This window comes from Variovorax raffinosi (assembly GCF_051216615.1).
Taxonomy (GTDB): Bacteria; Pseudomonadota; Gammaproteobacteria; order Burkholderiales; family Burkholderiaceae_C; genus Variovorax.
Window position 1 is genome coordinate 241839 of sequence record NZ_JBPJZR010000013.1, and the last position, 18674, is coordinate 260512.

The window sequence follows — 18674 nt, forward strand, 5'->3', positions numbered from 1 at the left end:
GTGCCGTGCGACATGGGCGCATTTGGGCGATGAAGGAGGCGCCAGAGCACTGGCCCGCGATTCCTCTTCAAGATTCACGATCGACTGCTCTCCCTGAATTCAGGGATTCCGACGGAGGGTTCGTCTCTGTATTTTTTGTCGAGCTGGTCAAGCGTGAAAGAGCGGGCTCGCGAGGTCGGCAGGGCCCGCCTGCACTTTCGTCTGGCGCGCCGCTTGCGGCCAGCGCCCGCGTCCAGCATTGCGGCGCCGCGCTGGCGGTTCAGCGTTTTTCCGTACTTCATAAAACCGGGGGAAATCCATGAATCACGTCTACCGCCTCGTCTTCAATTCCGCCAGAGGCATGCTGCAAGTGGTGTCGGAGCTTGCGCGCGCGCCCAGTGGCGCGGCGTCCGGCACGGCTCGCCAGGCGAGGCGCCGTCTCGTGGCGCGTCATGGACGTCTGGGTGGGCGAGGGAAGGCCGCTTTTGCACTTCTTGCACTGGCCGCGGCGATACCTGCGGGCGCTGGGGGTGGTATTCCTACGGCGTCGACGATACCCAGGAGTGGCTCGATCATCATGGGCAATGGTTCGATAGTCACCTCTGGCCAGACCGTAACCATTACGCAGGATACGCAGGTGATGGGACTGAACTGGAGCACGTTTGACGTTGGCAGCGCAGCGTTTGTCATCTACGTGCAGAGCGCGGACAGCATCTCGATCAATCGCATCCTTGACCAGACGCCCAGCCAGATCTATGGCTCCATCGGCTCGGAGGGCAAGGTTTTTCTGGGCAACACCAATGGCATCTTCTTCGGACCGGGTGCCCAGGTGAATGCGCGCGGCTTGATGGCCACCACGCTGGACATCACGAACAGTGGAAACAAGTACCTGCTCGATGTGAGCGGGAGCGGTCGCGGCACCATCTTCAACTACGGCCGCCTGAACGGTAGCTCGGTAGCGCTTGTGGGGGCCAACGTCACGAACCCCGGCACCATCGTTGCCCGGTCGGGTCGCATCAACCTCGCTGCTGTCGATCATGCGGAGCTGAATTTCGATGGCAACGGGCGGATCACCATCACCCTCCCTGCGAACGCTGCGCTCGCTGGAGTTATGAATGCCGGGGCGCCAGCCGTCAGCAACTCCGGGACCCTGCAGGCTGACGGTGGGGAGATCGTGCTGCAGGCGGCCGCAATGCCGCTGCTGTTCACCCAACTGGTCAGAAACAGCGGTGCGATCCAGGCCCAGGGGATCAGCGGCAATGGCGGCAACGGCGGAAGCGTCACGCTGAGCGCGCAGGGCGGTGATGTCGTCCAAGACAAGTACGGCTCGATTGACGTCAGCGGGGTCAATGGGGGGCAGGTCACCCTGGCCTCCGACACCGGGGTATCGGTCGAGGGGACGATCAATGCAACGGGGACCTCGGCGGGCGGGAGAGTCGCCATTACTGGCGGCGTGATCGACCTGCAGGCGGGCTCCAGGATCGACGCGGGCTCCGGGAAGATCTCCCTTGCGTCGACCGGTGCGATCACGCAAGACGCGAGCGGTACCTTGATCGCCGGCACTCTTGTTGGAAATTCAGGCTCAGCCCCAACCCATCTCGACGGCGACAACAAGATCACCAGCCTCGGCAGTTTTTCGGCCGACGACTTCCGCCTGAACAACGGGCAATCCCTGACGGTCGATGGTCTGCTCAACGGTGGTGCCAGCGTCGCCTTGAACACAACCGCTGGCGACCTGTCGATTGCTGGGGCCCTAGCTGGCGTAAGGACAACGCTTGCTTCTAGCCGCGCCATCAACCAGGACGCGAGCAGCAGTATCACCGCCAATACGCTTTCGGGCAGTTCCCAGTCCACGACCACGCTCACCGGTGCCAACCGGATCGTCACTCTGGGGCCCTTTTCGGCCAGCGGCTTTAGCCTGAAGAACGCGCAGTCGCTGACGGTCGCCGGCCCGCTCAACGGTGGCGCCAGCACGGCCCTGACAGTTGCCGGCAACCTGACGCTCGCTGGCGACGTCAGCGGCACGACCACGACACTCAATTCGACAGGTTCGATTATCCAGGTCGCCGGAGCCATCACGGCCACCAAGCTCTCGGGCAGTTCAGTAGGCGACACGACATTGGGCAATGTCAACCAGATCGCCGAACTGGGCAACTTCGACAGTGGCGGCGTGCTGAGCTTGAACACCGGCCAGGCATTGAAGGTCACCGGCAGCGTCATGGCCAGCCAACTCAACCTGAGTGCCGCGAATGGCGCCGTCGTCACCGGATCGATACAGACCAACACCAACGGCAGCGGCACGACGATCGGCGCGGGCACCTTGCAGATCGGCGATGGCGGAAACACCGGCTGGATCGAGGGTAACGTCAAGCTCGACACGCAGCTCATCTTCAAGCGCAACAACGCAGTGACCTTCGACGGGGCCGTGGCCGGCGCGGGTTCGTTGTCGCAGTCCGGCAGCGGCACGCTCACGCTGACAGGCGCCAGCACCTACAGCGGCGGCACGACGGTGGCGGCCGGCACGCTGCGCGTGAACAACACAGCGGGCAGCGCCACCGGCAGCGGCGCGGTGCAGGTCAACAGCGGTGCGACGCTGGCCGGCGGCGGCATCATCGCGGGCGCCGTCAACATCGCCAGCGGCGGCATCCTGTCGCCCGGCAACAGCCCCGGCACTTTGACCACAGGCACGCTGAGCCTGGACAGCGGCGCCATCCTCAACTACGAACTCGGCCAGGCCGGTGCACCCGGCGGTGCGCTCAACGACCTCATCGACGTGAAGGGCAACCTTGCCCTGAACGGCACGCTCAATGTCACCGAGTCGGCAGGCGGTGACTTCGGCCCCGGCCTGTACCGCCTCATGAAGTACAGCGGCGCGCTGAGCGGCAACGGCTTGTCGATCGGAACGTCTCCGGCCAAGGCCCCGGCAGCGGACCTGTACGTGCAGACCGGGGTCGCCGGCGAGGTCAATCTCATCAACAGCACGGGCGCCAAACTCAACTTCTGGGATGGCGGCGACCCGACCAGGTACAACGACGGCGCGGCCGGTGGCGGCTCGGGCACCTGGGGACTTCGCAGCCCCAACGACGGCTGGACCGATGCCGACGGCAAGCTCAACAAGGCCTGGACGCAGAACGGGTTCGCCATGTTCGGCGGCAAGGCCGGCACCGTCACCGTGGACAACGGCGCCGGCAACGTCAGCATCGGCGGCGCGCAGTTCTTCGCCGATGGCTATGTCGTCAAAGGCGGCGCGCTCACGCTCGGCAATGCGGCCACCACCATCAAGGTCGGCGACGGCGTGGCCTCCGGCGCGCGCATGACGGCCACCATCGAATCGGTGCTGACCGGCACCGGTGGCCTCGTGAAGGACGACATGGGCACGCTGGTCTTGAAGGGGGCCAACGACTACAAGGGCGGCACGACCGTCAAGGCCGGCGTGCTGCAGGGCAACACCACCAGCCTGCGGGGCGACATCGTCAACAACGCCAGGGTCACCTTCGACCAGCCGGTGAACGGCACTTACGCCGGCACGATGAGCGGCTCCGGCAGCCTTCGCAAGATCGGCGGCGGCGAGCTGTCGATGACGGCAGTCAACAGCTACAGCGGCGGCACGCTGATCGACGAAGGGACCGTGAACACCTCGGTCACCGGCGCGCTGGGCAGCGGCCATGTGCTCGTGGCCGCGGGCGCGGGCCTCGTCTTCAGCGGCAGTGCCGATCCGGGGAGCCTAGCCATCACGACGGCCGCGCGCGATGGTGCGACCCGCGGCGGGTTCGTGGCGTTCGCGGGCAGCGGCTCGGCGGCCGGGACCTCGCTTGTCAATGACGCGGGCGGCAGCCTGGATGTTTCCGGCGTCACCGGGGCAGGCATGACCGTCGGCTCGCTGGCGGGCGCGGGCCAGGTGCTGCTGGGCGGCAAGGTGCTGACGACAGGCAACCTCAATGCGAGCACGGAAGTCTCGGGCGTGATCTCGGGCACCGGCGGTTCGCTGGTGAAGGTCGGCATGGGTGCGTTGACGCTCTCGGGCGCCAACACGTACACCGGCGGCACGGCGTTGCGGCAGGGGCGCTTGAACCTGGGCAACAGCAATGCACTGGGCACCGGCGTGCTGTCGATGGACGACGACACCACGCTGGGCTTCAGCGCCGATGGCCTGACCATCGCCAATGCGATCAAGCTGACGGGCAACAACGATCCCGTCATCGACACCGGTGCGTTCTCCGAAACCCTGAGCGGCGCGATCAGCGGCGGTGGTTTCATCACCAAGCAGGGCACGGGCACGTTGACCTTCTCGGGCGCGAACACCTACACGGGGGCGACCGACGTGGCGCAGGGCACGTTGAAGGCCGGCGCGGTGAACACCTTCAGCGCTGCTTCGGCGCACAGCGTGGCGGCGGGCGCCACGCTCGATCTGGCAGGGTTCAATCAGACAGTGGCGTCGTTGGCCAACAGCGGCACGGTCTCGCTCATCGGCACCACGCCGGGCACGACCCTGACAGTCAACGGCCCGTACGTCGGCAACAACGGCGTGCTGAAGCTGGGCACGGCACTCAACGGCGCCGGCCCATCGGACCGGTTGATCCTCAACGGCCCCACGGCCATTGCCAGCGGCAAGACCAGCGTGCAGATCACTAACCTCGGTGGGCTGGGCGCGTTGACCAGCGGCAACGGCATCGAGGTCATCACCGCGCAGAACGGTGCGACCACGACGGCGCAGACGACCAAGGATGCCTTCTCGCTGGCTGGCGGCCATGTCGATGCGGGTGCGTACGAATACCGGTTGAACGCAGGCGACGCCACCGGCGCGGGCGAGAACTGGTACTTGCGCTCCACGACCAATGCTGTGTCTCCGAGCAACCCGGTGGGCTTGCCTGTCATTGCCTACCGCCCGGAAGCTGCGCTCTACGCCTCGCTGCCGAGCCAGTTACGCCAGGGCAACCTTGCGATGTTGGGTGATTTGCGCAAGCGCGTGGGTGATGACGATGTGAAGGGCTCGGCCACCGCATCGACTGGTTCGGACCGCCGCGCCTGGGCTCGCGTGCTCTCTACTGACATCGACATCCAGCAGGGCGGCAACGTCTCGCCGACCAGCAAGGGTCGCCTGACCGGCTTCCAGGCTGGCACCGATCTGCTCGCCACGCCGAATTGGCGCGCAGGCATCTACGTCGGCCAGCTCGACGGCGATGCGCGCGTCAACGGCTTTGCCAGCGGCATCAACAACCTGGGTGTGGGTCGCAACGATCTGCGCAGCCAGTACGTGGGTATCTACGGCACCTACACCAGCGACAGCGGCTTCTATGCCGACGCCGTGGTCCAGTCAGGCCGTCACCGCTACACGGTGGAGCCGAACCTGAGCGCCGGCATGGGTGGCAAGGGCAACAGCCTTTTGGCTTCCATCGAAGTAGGTCAGCCCTTCGCGCTGGGCGGCAGTGGCTGGAGCATCGAGCCGCAGTTGCAGCTCATCCATCAGCACATGAGCCTGAACAGCTCGCTGATTGCAGGCGCCGTCGTTCAGCCGCAGGCGGACAACGGCTGGGTCGCCCGTGCAGGCGTTCGCGTGAAGGGCGAAGTCGACACCGGCATGGGCACGCTGCAGCCGTACGGTCGCTTCAACGTCTACAAGACCTCGAGCGGCATGGACGTTGCACGCTTCACGAGCGGTGCGAGCGTCACCGACATCTCCGCGCCCGTGGGCGGCACGAGCACCGAACTCGCAGGCGGCTTCACGCTGGCCCTGAGCCAGACGACCAGCCTCTACGGCGAAGTCGGCAAGCTCTGGTCTTCGGGCGGCAATGCCAAGGTCAAGAGCGGAATCAACGGCTCGCTGGGCGTGCGCGTGAAGTGGTGATCGGGTCATCGCGCAGCGCTTCCAACCAACGCCTTAACGGTTCTCCGGGATTGCGAAACCACGCCGGTTCAGTAAGGTCCGGGGAAGAGGCTTGTGAATGGGCCGAATCACTGAATCGAAAAAGGAACCCTGTGACGTTCAAAATCCTGATCGTTGAAGACGACGCGCTGGCGTGGCAGCGGCTGCAGCGCATCGTTGCGCAGGTGTTTGCCGGGTGCCGGTGCGCCATCGCCGATTCGCTGGCGCAAGCGCGTGCGCAGATGACGGGGGCGCGCTTCGACCTCGCGCTGCTCGACGTGGGCCTGCCCGATGGCGACGGCATCGACCTGTTGCCATGGATGCAGTCGCACGCGCCGCAGACGGAGGCCGTGATCGTGTCCAGCCTTGGCGACGACGCGACAGTGCTGAAGGCCCTGCGCAGCGGTGCCGTTGGCTACCTGCTGAAGAACGGCGAAGACGTGGAGATCGAGCTGTCGCTGCGCAGCCTGCAGCGCGGCGGTGCGCCGATCGATCCGGTGATCGCGCGGCGCATCCTGCAACTGGTCGACATATCGGCCGCTGCGCCAACTGCGCCTGCGCTCGGTAACATCGCCGCTGCGCCGGAGGGGGCAGAGGGGGAACTCACCAAGCGGGAAATCCAGGTGCTCGAACTGGTGGCGCAGGGGCTCGGAAATCGCGAGATCGGGCTCAGCCTGAACATCACGACCAACACTGTCGAATGCCACGCCAAGAACATCTACCGCAAGCTCGCCGTGCGCACCCGATCGAGCGCGGTCCACAGTGCCCGCAGCCGGGGTCTGCTGCCCTGAGCCTGCCGGGACTGGCAATGCGGGGCATCTTCCTGTTGCTGCTTGCCTTCTTCTGCGGCCTGGCAACGTCCGCTCCGGCAGAACCGTCGCGGGCCTTCGAGCGCATCGAGGCCGTACGCGCGGATGCTTCGTCCGACACGCCGCCCGTGGAGGGATGGATGCCGCTGACACTGCCCGACAACACTTGGCCCGTTCGCTGGCCCGGCTACGACGGCGTGGTGTGGTACCGGCTTCGATGGAGCGAGGCGACGGGCGCGGCGTTGCCCCCGGTCGGTCTTGCCCTGGACCATTTCTCGATGGCGGGTGCCGTCTACCTCAACGGTGCGCTGCTGGACAGCGACGAGAACCTGCAGGAGCCACTGTCACGCAGTTGGAACCGGCCCCGGTACTGGGTGCTGAACGCGCCGCTGCTGCGGCCCGGTTCCAACGAACTGCTCGTACGCGTTTCGGGCATGGCCGCTTATCACCCCGGCCTTGGCCTTGCCACGCTGGGCACCCCCGCGTTGGCGCGTGCGCATTTCGAGCGGGAGCGCCTCGTGCGCCAATCGCTGCACCTGGTGAGCCTGGGGTTCACGGTCGGGATGGGCCTGCTGTATGGACTGTTCTGGCTGCTGCGCCGCCGCGACACCTTCTACGGCTGGTTCAGCCTGTTCTCGCTGCTGTGGGTGCCGGTGGGCTACAACTACGTCGCGATCTCTGCATGGCCGCTGGGCAGCACGCATGCCTTCCAGGCCATCGTCCAGACGGCGCAACTGCTGAGCATTCCGTGCTTTCTGATGTTCGTGCTGCTCGTCTGCGATCTGAAGAAATCTCGTGCTGCGAGGCTGGCATGGGCCGCGGCCGGCCTTGGCACCGCAGCGCTGTGGTTGGCGCCGCTTTCACTGCAGACGCAGATCCGCCAGGCGGTGGTGGTGCTGGAGCTGGTCATCTTCTGCTTCTGCGTCTGGCTCGTTTGCCGGCAGGCCCTGGTGTCGGGCAAAAGAGAAGTGCAGGCACTGGCGCTTTGCACCTTGCTGCCGCTGGTCGCCGGGTTGAATGACGTGGCGGTCTTCGTTGGCTGGCTCAACACCAACATGTACTACACCCCCTGGTCGGCCAGCTCGATGATGGTCGGCATCTCCTTTGTGCTGACGTGGCGCTTCGTGGTCGGCATGCGACTGGTCGAGCACTTCAACGTGGAGTTGCAGGTGAGGGTGGAGGAGGCCACCGAGCGCATGTCGTCGATGCTGCGCCACGAGCATGCGGTCGAACTGATGACCACGCGGCTGGCCGAACGCACGAACCTCGTGCGCGACCTGCACGACGGGCTGGGCATGACGCTCAGCGGCCACATCGCCTCGCTCGAAAGCGGTCATGAGATCAGCGAGATCGAGGCGCTGTGGGCACTCAAGGAGGTTCGCGACGACCTGCGCCTGATCATCGAGAACTCTACGCTCGACCAGAACTCGGACCGGCTCTCACAGAGGGTGACGGCACTGCGGCATCGCACGACACGGGTGCTGGAAGCTGCAGGGATCGAATGCATCTGGACACTGCAGTTGCCGGACGACTGCCGCCTCAGCGAGCGACGCTGCCTGGATTTTCTGCGGCTGCTGCAGGAGGCGCTGGCCAATGTGCTGAAGCACAGCCAAGCGTCGCAAGTGCGTGTCGATATGGAGGTGGCTGGCGGCAGGCTGCTGCTCACTGTTCGGGACAACGGGCGCGGCTTCAGCCTGGGGGAGAGTGAATCGGGGATGCACAAGGGCCTGGGCATGCGGAGCATGGCGGCGCGGGCTCGGCGGCTGAATGGCGAACTGGACGTTCGGTCGAGCGCGCATGGCACTGCGGTTGTGCTGGACTGTCCGATTGAATAAGGAAGGTGGATGCTGAGGCTGTTCGATCTGATCGCCGCAATCGCCCGCCATCACCCTATTCCTTCAGTCGCGATCGCAAATCGCGTTCTGCAGACCATCCCTAGAATTCGCAGGAGTTTTTCAACACAATCGGCCACAACCAGACCTTCCCGATACCTCTTCAACACGCGTGTGGTGAAAATCGTTGCCGACACTGTCGGCAAAATCACCGGGCTCACTAGCTGCTGTTTCCGATCCAGATCGTCATATGTACGCTGCCGCTTCCGCTCCGTGGCATCTTGGTATGGCCGCGATCTCGGTTTTCATCCCACTCGTAGGTGCCGGGGTACTCACGTATGCGTTCAAGGCGCGCAAGCGTCCGCGTTCAGAAATCTTGGCGCATCTTGTAGTGCCGGCCCTCGGCGGCGCATTCATGATGCTGGTGGGAATCGGTTCACTCGCAAGCGGCGTGATGCTCACGAAGAAGTGCCTCGCGCCAGGCGGCGCTGCTGACGTGAGGGAGTTTCGAGGCAAGATCGATCGTGTTGAGATGCTGGGCAAGCCAGGGGGCATAAGGCTCTACGTCGTGATCGGTGGAGAGGGGTTTCATACCGCGGGGCTCGGCTCAAGCTCAGAGTGCGGATTCAAGGCATCGCTGGGTCAATCCGTTTATCCACAGACAGGGGGTTTTGTGGAGGGTAAAGCTGTCGGTTCGACCATTGTCGAACTGCGCGAGGTGAAGTGACCTGCGCCCTCGCTTCATTCGGTTCAAGGTCCATCTGACACCATCTGGCCGGCGCCATTCAAAACGAACGAGCCATGCGATACCGATTCAACGTTTTCGGACAGATCATTGCGATCGAGCGGGTCTGTGACGTATGGGTGGCTCACCTGACAGGGGACGATGGAAAGCGGCGGCCAGCAGGACTGGCGATTCCGTCCGATGTGACGCGCGCCGAGCTGGCGCAGTATCTCTACGACATCTTCCACGAGTCCGCGACGCCGACGAACGGCGATGTTTTCGAGGTTGCCACCAGCCGAGACACCTAGCCTCTTCGTCACCGCGCCAATGCTTCGTGTCGTCGATCGGCCAAAGTCCTCCAGAACCGATCTTTGCGCCCCAGGGCCGCTATGCTCCGCATCACCACAGGAGCGAAGAAATGAAGGTTCAACAGGTGCGAGCCACAGCCTGTTTGACGATCGCCTGCTTGATCTCGCAGGGGGCTATCTCAGCGCCGATGCGCCTGCTCTGCACGGCGCGCGATGGAGGATCGAGCTGAAACTTGACGCGGTGACATTGCAGACGGCGCTTGGTGCGTTCGGCAAATTCGTGCTCCAGGAGGCTACTGGACGGCCATTCCTTCTTTTTTGAGCGCTTGGCAAACTCCTCCCACAGCCTCCCAATCGTTGACAGGCGCAGGTTCGGGCATTCGCTAATTAATTGGCAAACTGATCAGAATGACGATCCCACAACAAAGGAATGCGATGACATTTCGCCGAGAGACCATCGAGGAAGCGAACGCACGCGCGGTCGCCGAAGTTGCAGAGAAAAAGGCGCTGGAGGCACGAAAGAAAGAGCTTGAGGCTGCCGGCTTCACGGGCGACGGGTTGGCCAGTCAGCTGAAGAAGTTCGCCGACACCATGTCGAAGGAGGTGCAGACCGAACTCGATGAAAACAAGGGCCGATTCGCCAACGCCGAGTTGGCGACGAAGCTCCCGAACACGGCCGTGCTGTGTGTCAACACCCGCCTGCCCGCGATGTGCCCGGAAGCGAGGCCACAAAAAAACTTCAATTTTTGCCACGTGTGCAATAGGCGCGGAAAACTTGGATGAGCTCCCTTCAATTTGGCGTACTTCGCTCCTAACGACAGTGCAGGTCACCCGGAAGTACGACGGGCACACATCATCCTTTGACGACTATGCTCATTTCTGGGGAACGGCGGGGACCTGACCGACAGTAGTTTGTCGTACTGAGGACCCCTGCCTCCTTACGCTGCGCCGATCAAAAGCAAGAAGTCGCCCCATATCGCTTCCAGGGGGTCAAGCGCGTGGGTGACGACGACGTGAAGGGCTCAGCGACCACGCCGACCGGCTCGGATCGCCGCGCCTGGGCGCGCGTTCTCTCGACCGACATCGACATCCGGCAAGGCGGCACCGTCTCGCCGACCAGCAAGGGGCGCCTCACGGGCTTCCAGGCCGGCACTGACCTGCTGGCCACGTCGAACTGGCGTGCAGGCATCTACGTCGGCCAGCTCGACGGCGATGCCACAGTCAACGGCTTCGCCAGCGGCGTGAGCAACCTGCGCACCGGCCGCAACGACCTGCGCAGCCAGTACGTGGGCGTGTACGGCACCTACACCGGCGACAGCGGCTTCTACGCCGATGCGGTCGTGCAGTCGGGCCGCCACCGCTACACGGTGCAATCGAACATCGGCACGAGCGCCGAAGGCAAGGGCAACAGTCTGTTGGGCTCCATCGAAGTGGGGCAGGCCTTTGCATTGGGCGGCAGCGGCTGGAGCATCGAGCCGCAGTTGCAACTGATTCACCAGCATTTGGACCTGGGCAACTCCGTCATCGTCGGCGCGGTAGTTCAACCGCATGCCGACAGCGGCGGGATCGCTCGCGCAGGCGTGCGGGTGAAGGGCCAGATCGACACCGGCATTGGCGCACTGCAGCCGTACGGCCGCGTCAACGTCTACAAGACATCGAGCGGCACGGACATCGCGCGCTTCGTGAATGGCGCGACTGCGACCGACATCGCAGCGCCCACCGGCGGCACGAGCACGGAGTTGGCGGGCGGCTTCACGCTGGCCCTGAACCAGACGACCAGCCTTTATGGCGAAGTCGGCAAGCTCTGGTCATCGGGCGGCAACGCCAAAGCGAAGAGTTCGATCAACGGCTCGGTGGGCGTGCGGGTGAAGTGGTAGCAGCGCAGCGAAGCTGAAAGGGCTTGGCGCGCCTTCGTCCAGCTCGGGCGAGGAACTGAGCAGTTGGTTGCCAGTTCCCGCAGCGCGCGATGTGGGCCGACGCTCGGGGCTCGAGACGGACGAAAATCGGGCCAGCTCATCGTTCACTCAACAAGGGCGTTGTTACCTGGCCGCGTTCGTTGAACTCGCCTGAGCGAGGTCTGGAATTGCTTCCAAGCTTCCCTTAGCGCTTGGCTGGCAGCATGGGGAGCAGACTTGCGATCGAGGTGGCTCAGCAACTCATCAAGGGTCGTCGCGCCGACCGGGAAGGTCTTGTCGCGAAGTGCGTCCCGTGCAATGTCCCCAACAATGGTGTCGCGGTCCTTGCGTTGCTCCAACCAGTGATGGAACGGTCCTCGTGCAGCCTCTCGCGCCGCGGTGAAAGCACGTGCCGCCTGTTCCAACATGTTGTGCGCACCATGAGGCCGGCGGTGAACCGTCTCTGACGCAGGACGGCGCCCCCAGCGTTCGACCGCAGCGAGGCAATGCTCGAGGGTCTCCTCGCGCGGGTGCTTCGAGAAAAAGTGGCCGCCGTCAACGAAGAGGTCGCACTGGGAGCAGTAGAACTTGCCCGACGCGCCTTCCTCTTCGTCGCCATGCAGGTAGTAGCGTGCCGGCATTGAGGGCTTCGGCGCAGGAGGCGGCGCGAGCGGCGGCAGCGCCGGGGTCGGGCTCACTGGCGAAGAACGGCTAACGTGCTTGGCAAGCAGCGACCAGTTCGCGAAGCCGTTCTCTACCGCCAGGCGGTCCAGGGCTTCGGCGTGGGAAACAGAAGTGGCGCGGGTCAGCTTCTTAGCTTCGCGCTTGAGTTGCTCGAGGCGAGCAGCTGTGAGAGTAGTAGCCATGGTTGACGATTCCTACGGTCACCTCGACGTCGATGCGCCCACACATCGAGCCGCGGTGACCTTGAAGGTCAAACCAAGACTCATCTTCGATGTCGCTGCCGCGTACGGCTTCGCCTTGTGGGCGGGCAAGCCGGCGAATCGGCTGCTGCCCGCAGTATAGGGGAGATCGTCTGATAGGCGACGTCGTCACCACCAGGCACTAGACAGCAAAGCAGGGATTCCCCTCGCCAAAAATCTGCTCCGTATTGGACTTTAGTCCAATGCGCTCCGGGACGAGCCTCTATAGCATCGCGCGCCGATGGAGGGTCTTCCTATGTCGTTCGTTTCCTTCGCTGCCGGCCATTCCCTGTCGGCAAAAGTCCAGTTGCTCACTCGTCGCATGACGGCTGCGGTACTGATCTCAATCTTGGCCGCGTGCGGCGGTGGTAGTGGTGGCGGTGGCGGTGGCGCAAGCTTCCCGGTCCTTCCGATCGCGCCACCTCCGGCTCCGGTCACCTATCAGGCGACGTTGACGCCGACTGCGGGCGAGGTCACGGCCGGCAGGACGCTGCAGCTCACCGTCTCGATGGTCGACAGCCAGGGCCGCGGCGTGACCAATCCGCCGACGGTCTTCACAAGTAGCGATTCGACGCTAGCCACCGTAGCAAGCCAGGACGGCGCGGCATCCACAGGTGTTGTGACTGGGATCGCCAAGGGCTCAGTCCAGATCACTGCGAAGGCCACCGCCCCAGATGGCACGGTGCTCACGCAGCAGGCGACTGTGACGGTCGTTGCTTCATCGCTGACCTACAAGCTCGTGCTGGCCAACCCAACCGTCAACCTGCGGTTCAACCAGCCCATGACGGTCAGCGCGACCGTGTTGGCGAGCGACGGAACCGATGTGACCTCTGCGGCCACTGGCTGGAGTTGGGGAAGTAGCGACTCTGGAGTCCTCGCTGTCACAGCGTCCGGAGCAATTGCAAGCCTGCTGGCGAACAACACTTCCCCGACGACGCCTGTATCCGCCACCGTCACCATTCAGGCCACGGCCCCCAATGGAAGCGCCGTGAGTGGGCAAATCGCAGCAACGGCCCTGCCTCATTACACCTATCGGATTGAGCTTTCGGCGACCACAGCCAAGGTCGCAGCAGACCGTCCTGCCACCATCAATGCCAAAGTCATTCGCAACGATGGTGTGGATGTCACGCCGGCATCTTCGAACTGGAAGTGGACCTGGGCTGCGCCTCCATCCATTGATGGTGACCTGATTCTTGCGCCAAACGCAACTGCATCCGGCACGTTCACTTCGTCTCGACCAGACTGGTGGGATCTTGGCGACGCTGCTGGTCTGTATGCCATTCCAAGACCTGCACCAGATGCTGGTTTCAATGTCACCGTGCGCGTTCAAGCCGATCACGAAAGCGACACTGTCTCGCCTGCGCTTCTAGAGACAACGATGTATGCGCGCTACTCATTTGTCTACGAGGGCCCCCTCAAAATTCCTAGGGATAACATGTGGCATGGTGGGAAATTCTATTTTGAGCACAGCAGCGCAGAGGGACGGCCAGTTGTACCGTGCATCATGGAACAGGCTACTGCCTATTTCAGATACTCACCGCAGACCCTGCTGTTCGAGTTTCGCGTGAACAACGACGTCACATGGCCCGATTACGCTGTTACCAGTGGGTGCCAAAGCGATGATATGCAGTTAAAAACCGGTTGGAAAATTCACGTTCAAGCAATTCTCTAACACCGGCGCGGCACAACAGGCACATCGATTCCACCCAATCGGGCAGCGGCAGTACTGCAAGCTGCGCACCGATTGGGGGTAACCACAGCCTTATCGTTCAGGGCTCGGTGGCTTTGGCGAAGCGCTCGCAGATGCTTCCGGCAGCGTGGGCACCATCAGCGAACTTTCCCAGCTCGACAAGAGCCGATCCACTCCCACCAAACCATTTCGGAGCAGCCGCACTTTAGGGATTTCCCTCGCCAAAAATCTGCTCCGTATTGGACTTTAGTCCAATGCGCTCGGGAAGAAACCTCCCTACCGTCGCGCGCCATTGGAGGGTCTTCTTATGTCGTTCGTTTCCCTCGCCGCTGGCCAAAGCCCGTCGGCAAGAATTCAAGTGCTCGCTCGTCGCGTGGCGGCTTCGATGCTTCTCTCGATCCTGGCCGCGTGCGGCGGCGGAGGTGGCGCAAGCGTCCCGTTCCTTCCGATCGCGCCACCTCCGGCTCCGGTCACCTATCAGGCGACGTTGACGCCGACTGCGGGCGAGGTCACGGTCGGCAAGACGCTGCAGCTCACTGTCTCGATGGTCGACAGCCAGGGTCGCAGTGTTGCCAACCCGTCCACGGTCTTCACAAGCAGCGATTCGACGCTAGCGACCGTAGCAAGCCAGGACGGCGCGGCATCCACAGCTATCGTGACCGGAGTCGCAACCGGCTCGGTCCAGATCACGGTGAAGGCCACCACCCCAGGTGGCACGGTGCTCACGCAGCAGGCGACTGTGACAGTCGTTGCTGCACCGCTGACCTACAAGCTCGTGCTGGCCAACCCAACCGTCAACCTGCAGTTCAACCAGCCCATGACGGTCAGCGCGACCGTGTTGGCGAGCGACGGGACCGATGTGACCGCCACGGCCACCGGCTGGAACTGGAGCAGCAGCAATACCACCGTGGTGGGCGTTACGCCAAAAGGAGCAACTGCGAATCTGCTCGCGAGCACCGCACGACCTCAAGCTGAGTCCGCCACTATCACGGTCCAAGCCTCGGCACCCAACGGGAGCGTCGTGAGCGGACAGATCGCTGCGACCGCCTTGCTTCATTACACCTATCGGATTGAGCTTTCGGCGACCACAGCCAAAGTCGCAGTAGACCGTCCTGCCACCATCAATGCAAAAGTCATTCGCAGCGACGGCGCGGACGTCACGTCAGAGTCTTCGAACTGGAAGTGGACGTGGACTTCGCCTCAAGGCACTGAAGGCGACCTGATTCTTAAGACGCCACCAGCTGCCTCCGCAACATTCACATCGACGCGGCCAGACTGGTGGGACGTTCCTTACCCTGGAGCCGTCACGCCAAGATCTGCACCAGATGCAGGACTCGGCGTCACCGTACAGGTTCAAGCAGAGCATGGCAACGAAGCGGTCTCGCCCGCAACTCTTGAGACCACGATGTATGCGCGCCTCTCGTTCGTCTACGAGGGCCCCTTCACAATCCCGCGCGATGGCCTGTGGCATGGGGGAAATTCTATTTTGAGCACAGCAGCGTAGAGGGCCGACCGGTCATACCATGCGTCAGTGAAGTAAATTTCCCCAGTGCCAGATACTCACCGCAGACCCTGCTGTACGAGTCCCGTGCTGCAGAAGGATCGCCCGGCTACACTGTTGGCGGTAATTGCATTAACGACGATCCGCGGTTGAACTTCGGTTGGCAAATTGCCATTCAATTCGAGTAGTTCGCTAGCACCAGCGCGGAACAACAGGCACATCGATCCCACCCAATCCGACAACGGCAATGCCGCCAGCCACGCACAGATTGGAGGTAACTGCAGCCCAATCTGTCAGGACTCGGTGACGACGGTGGGGGGTGCGGATAAAAACTTGGACTGGTTTTATGTCGCAAGTCCAAGACTCTCTCGGTACTCGATGGGGCTGAGGGAGCCAAGGGAGATCTTGATCCGCTTTTCGTTGTACCAGCGGATGTAGGAATCAACTTCTTTGATGAACTGCTCGACCGTGGCGGCCCTCCAGTCCCGAGGGTAGAACAATTCCGTTTTCAGCCGCCCGAAGAAGCCTTCGCATGCAGCGTTATCAGGCGAACACCCCTTGCGAGACATCGAGCGAACCAGCTTCGCGTCACCGATCCTCGATAGCCAACCGGGCCAGCGGTAGTGGGCACCACGATCGGAGTGGACGACGGGCCGGTCGTTGGTATCGACCACCGTCTCGATGGCCGCATCCAGCATCGTGTTGACGAGCTCAGCGTCTGGATGTGTCCCAATGGACCAGCTGATGACCAGGCCATCGAAGCAGTCGATGATCGGCGAGAGGTACACCTTGCCGGCCGGGATCTGGAACTCGGTGATGTCGGTGAGCCACTTCTCGTTCGGCGCTGCGGCGTGGAAGTCGCGATTGATGAGGTTCTCGGGCGCCGGACTGATCTCCCCCAGATAGGAGCCGTATCGGCGCCGCTTTGGCTTGGAGACGATCAGGCTCTCTTGCTTCATCAACCGCTGCACAACCTTCTCAGAGATGGTGATGCACTGCCTGGCCAGAGACGCCTGCAGCCTGCGGTAGCCGTAGCAGCGGTGGTTCGTCTCGAAGATGTCGGCGATGCTGCGGCGCACAGCGAGGTACTTGTCCGCTACCTTCACACGGGCTTGATGGTAGAAGTACGAGCTCCGCGCCAGATCCAACTGGGCAAGGAGCTCTGGCAGGGCATAGAGCTCTTTGAGGGCGTCAACCAGCAATGTCTTCTCCCGGTTGGTCAGGAGTTGCAGATCGACGCCCAGGCCTTTTTTTAATATTTCATTGGCCTTCCTCAAGAGGTCGCGCTCGATCTGCAGTTGCCGGATGTCGCGTTGCAGAGATTCGAGTTGGCGTTCCAGTTCCTCTCGCTCTGGCACTGGCGGAGAGTTGTTGTGGCGTTTCATGGAAGCGGGAGCCTCACGACCGAGTAGTTGGTTTTTCCAGTTGTACAGCGTCGGCCTGCACACGCCCAGCTTTTCGGCCACGGCCTGCGCGCCTTTTTGTCGACTGCAAAGTCCGATGACTCCGGCGTGCTTCAGCGCCTCGGGATACCTTGGAGGCCCAGACCTGCCAACCATGGACTTCCTGGTCTCAGGAAGCGCCTCGCGCACCCATGCGGTCAACGTTCCACGACCGGGATAGCCCAATGCCCTCATCGTTGCAGCAATGCAGCGATCGTGAGTGAGGTAGTGTTCAACAGCCGCCTCCTTCTGCGCCAGGGAGTACTTGGCAGCCCGGCCCGCATAGCCCACAGGTAAATCGAGGCGTAGCTCGTATTCGCGGTGCCAGCCTTTCAGGGCATTCTTGGTTGGGTAACCCAGCTGACGGATGGTCGCCCTGACGCGTTTGTCGAGCTTGATGTATAGCTCGACCGCTCGAATCCTGTCTTCGTACGAATACATGAACTACCTCTTGGTAGTCCAAGTTTTTGTCCGCATCCTCCTAGGGTCAGAGATCAGCGGAATTCAACACATCGCTACTTGAAGCTCTGCGTCAGCCACTCAGTTGTAGTGGACCGCTCGTTGATAAAGTGATTGAAGTCGGCGGTCGACTTCCATGCGCGGCGACGCTACAACCAGGCGGTCGAGAATCTTAGACGTTCCGACCAACTGATCGTTGGTCTTTCCGCCGAGTAGTCGCCACAGCAGCGTCAGCGTTTCCTGTGGGAAATCTTCAGGTGCCCGCGACTTCTCGATTTCGTATGAAATGCCGTGCGTATCGGAGGGGCCCAGGTAGGGAAGAATCCACTCGAGTGCTTCAGGAAATGCGTTCCCTGTCGCGACGGCCAGCGCCGCGAAATGGCTCGTCTGTCTTTTCTCCCGCAGCGACCGCTCCCGAGGCCACACTTCGTCGAGTAGTGGCCGAATGCCATCGCGCCATGCCTGAGCGGGGCCGCCTTCGATCTGGCTGATCCATTCCTTCAGCAGTGCTGCGGCACCTTCGCGCAACGATGGTGGGCCGACACGAAGGCAATGAGCTGCATTAGCCGTTGTGATTCCCCATTGGCTGGCATCGCTCTCGTGTCGCACGATAGATAGTGCTGGTGCAATGAGCTTCGCCGCAGCACCTTTGGCTGCACGTCGATCATCACCGATCTCTAGAACTCCTCGCAGAATGTGCTCGTGAAACACTGCAGATGCACTCGATGACAGCCTTGCGTCAGAGACGAGAATGGACCGCAGTGCAGCCGCTTCTCCGCTGTCCTTCCGCAGTGCGGCATCCAGTATCTGAACAACTTTCTCTGCCTTGATGTTTACCAAGAAGCCTGCTGCATGGACAAGCGCTGCTCGCGCATACGCACCCTGCCGCCCGTGCGCAGCTGCCGCAGTTTCGATGGCGTCAAAGAGGCTTTTATCGATCGTATCGCCTGATTGCTGGTGAGTTTGAATATCGAGCAGTACAGCCTGTGTGAGACGACCGCCTAGGGAGTTGATCGCATGTCCATAGAGATCACGCGTCGATTGCAGTGTTTCGCCGTCTTGTGTAGCCGATGCGTTGAATAGGCGCGGCCACCAAGCGGCGATCGCGGGATTTTCACCGCGCGATGCCATCCTGTTAGTGCCGACGCAATCTTGACCAGCTAAACCGCAAAGTGCCGATCCAATATTGACCAGGGTGTTCCACTGACCTGCTGAGAATTTCAGCAGGGATTCAAGGTGATCACCATGG

12 protein-coding genes and 2 pseudogenes are annotated in these 18674 nt (G+C 62.6%); 11 read left to right on the top strand and 3 right to left on the bottom strand.

What is annotated here, in order from left to right:
* Window positions 1-298: 298 nt before the first annotated feature.
* The 8 genes and pseudogenes from ACSFB7_RS30920 to ACSFB7_RS30955 form a co-directional block, all read left to right on the top strand.
* Window positions 299-409 (top strand): annotated as a pseudogene (locus ACSFB7_RS30920) (ESPR domain-containing protein); the annotation flags it as partial.
* A gap of 147 nt (window positions 410-556) precedes the next feature.
* Window positions 557-5824, top strand: a complete 5268-nt coding sequence (locus ACSFB7_RS30925) for an autotransporter outer membrane beta-barrel domain-containing protein (RefSeq protein WP_435476168.1) — start codon at window positions 557-559, stop codon at window positions 5822-5824.
* Between the two features lie 131 nt (window positions 5825-5955).
* A complete protein-coding gene (locus tag ACSFB7_RS30930) occupies window positions 5956-6633 on the top strand; it encodes a response regulator transcription factor (protein ID WP_435476153.1) in 678 nt (225 codons plus the stop codon).
* Between the two features lie 17 nt (window positions 6634-6650).
* A complete protein-coding gene (locus tag ACSFB7_RS30935) occupies window positions 6651-8486 on the top strand; it encodes a sensor histidine kinase (RefSeq protein ID WP_435476154.1) in 1836 nt (611 codons plus the stop codon).
* A gap of 247 nt (window positions 8487-8733) precedes the next feature.
* Window positions 8734-9210, top strand: coding sequence for a hypothetical protein (locus ACSFB7_RS30940; protein WP_435476155.1), 477 nt, complete (start codon window positions 8734-8736; stop codon window positions 9208-9210).
* 74 nt (window positions 9211-9284) lie between these two features.
* Window positions 9285-9515 (top strand): DUF7661 family protein, encoded by a 231-nt coding sequence (locus tag ACSFB7_RS30945; RefSeq protein ID WP_435476156.1) that lies wholly within the window; start codon window positions 9285-9287, stop codon window positions 9513-9515.
* 408 nt (window positions 9516-9923) lie between these two features.
* Complete coding sequence (locus ACSFB7_RS30950; RefSeq protein ID WP_435476157.1) at window positions 9924-10298, top strand: hypothetical protein; 375 nt, start codon at window positions 9924-9926, stop codon at window positions 10296-10298.
* A 209-nt stretch (window positions 10299-10507) separates the two neighbouring features.
* Window positions 10508-11392: pseudogene (locus ACSFB7_RS30955) on the top strand (autotransporter domain-containing protein); the annotation flags it as partial.
* Window positions 11393-11535: 143 nt separating this feature from the next.
* Here ACSFB7_RS30955 and ACSFB7_RS30960 read toward each other — a convergent pair.
* A complete protein-coding gene (locus ACSFB7_RS30960; protein ID WP_435476158.1) occupies window positions 11536-12276 on the bottom strand; it encodes a YozE family protein in 741 nt (246 codons plus the stop codon).
* Between ACSFB7_RS30960 and ACSFB7_RS30965 the strand changes: the two genes are divergently transcribed.
* The 3 genes from ACSFB7_RS30965 to ACSFB7_RS30975 all read left to right on the top strand — a co-directional run bounded on the left by ACSFB7_RS30965 (window position 12275) and on the right by ACSFB7_RS30975 (window position 15527).
* Window positions 12275-12436 (top strand): hypothetical protein, encoded by a 162-nt coding sequence (locus ACSFB7_RS30965; protein WP_435476159.1) that lies wholly within the window; start codon window positions 12275-12277, stop codon window positions 12434-12436. The genes ACSFB7_RS30960 and ACSFB7_RS30965 overlap by 2 nt on opposite strands.
* 153 nt (window positions 12437-12589) lie before the next feature.
* A complete protein-coding gene (locus ACSFB7_RS30970; protein ID WP_435476160.1) occupies window positions 12590-14005 on the top strand; it encodes a hypothetical protein in 1416 nt (471 codons plus the stop codon).
* Window positions 14006-14330: 325 nt separating this feature from the next.
* A complete protein-coding gene (locus ACSFB7_RS30975) occupies window positions 14331-15527 on the top strand; it encodes a hypothetical protein (RefSeq protein ID WP_435476161.1) in 1197 nt (398 codons plus the stop codon).
* Between the two features lie 341 nt (window positions 15528-15868).
* On the opposite strand, the gene ACSFB7_RS30980 is transcribed toward ACSFB7_RS30975, so the two are convergent.
* Together ACSFB7_RS30980 and ACSFB7_RS30985 are read right to left on the bottom strand one after the other, a co-directional pair.
* Window positions 15869-17407 carry an IS3 family transposase gene (locus ACSFB7_RS30980; RefSeq protein ID WP_435476162.1) on the bottom strand — a complete coding sequence of 513 codons (1539 nt, stop codon included), beginning with the start codon at window positions 17405-17407 and terminating at the stop codon, window positions 15869-15871.
* 99 nt (window positions 17408-17506) lie between these two features.
* On the bottom strand, window positions 17507-18674 hold a 1168-nt coding region (locus ACSFB7_RS30985; RefSeq protein WP_435476163.1), incomplete at its 5' end, for a hypothetical protein.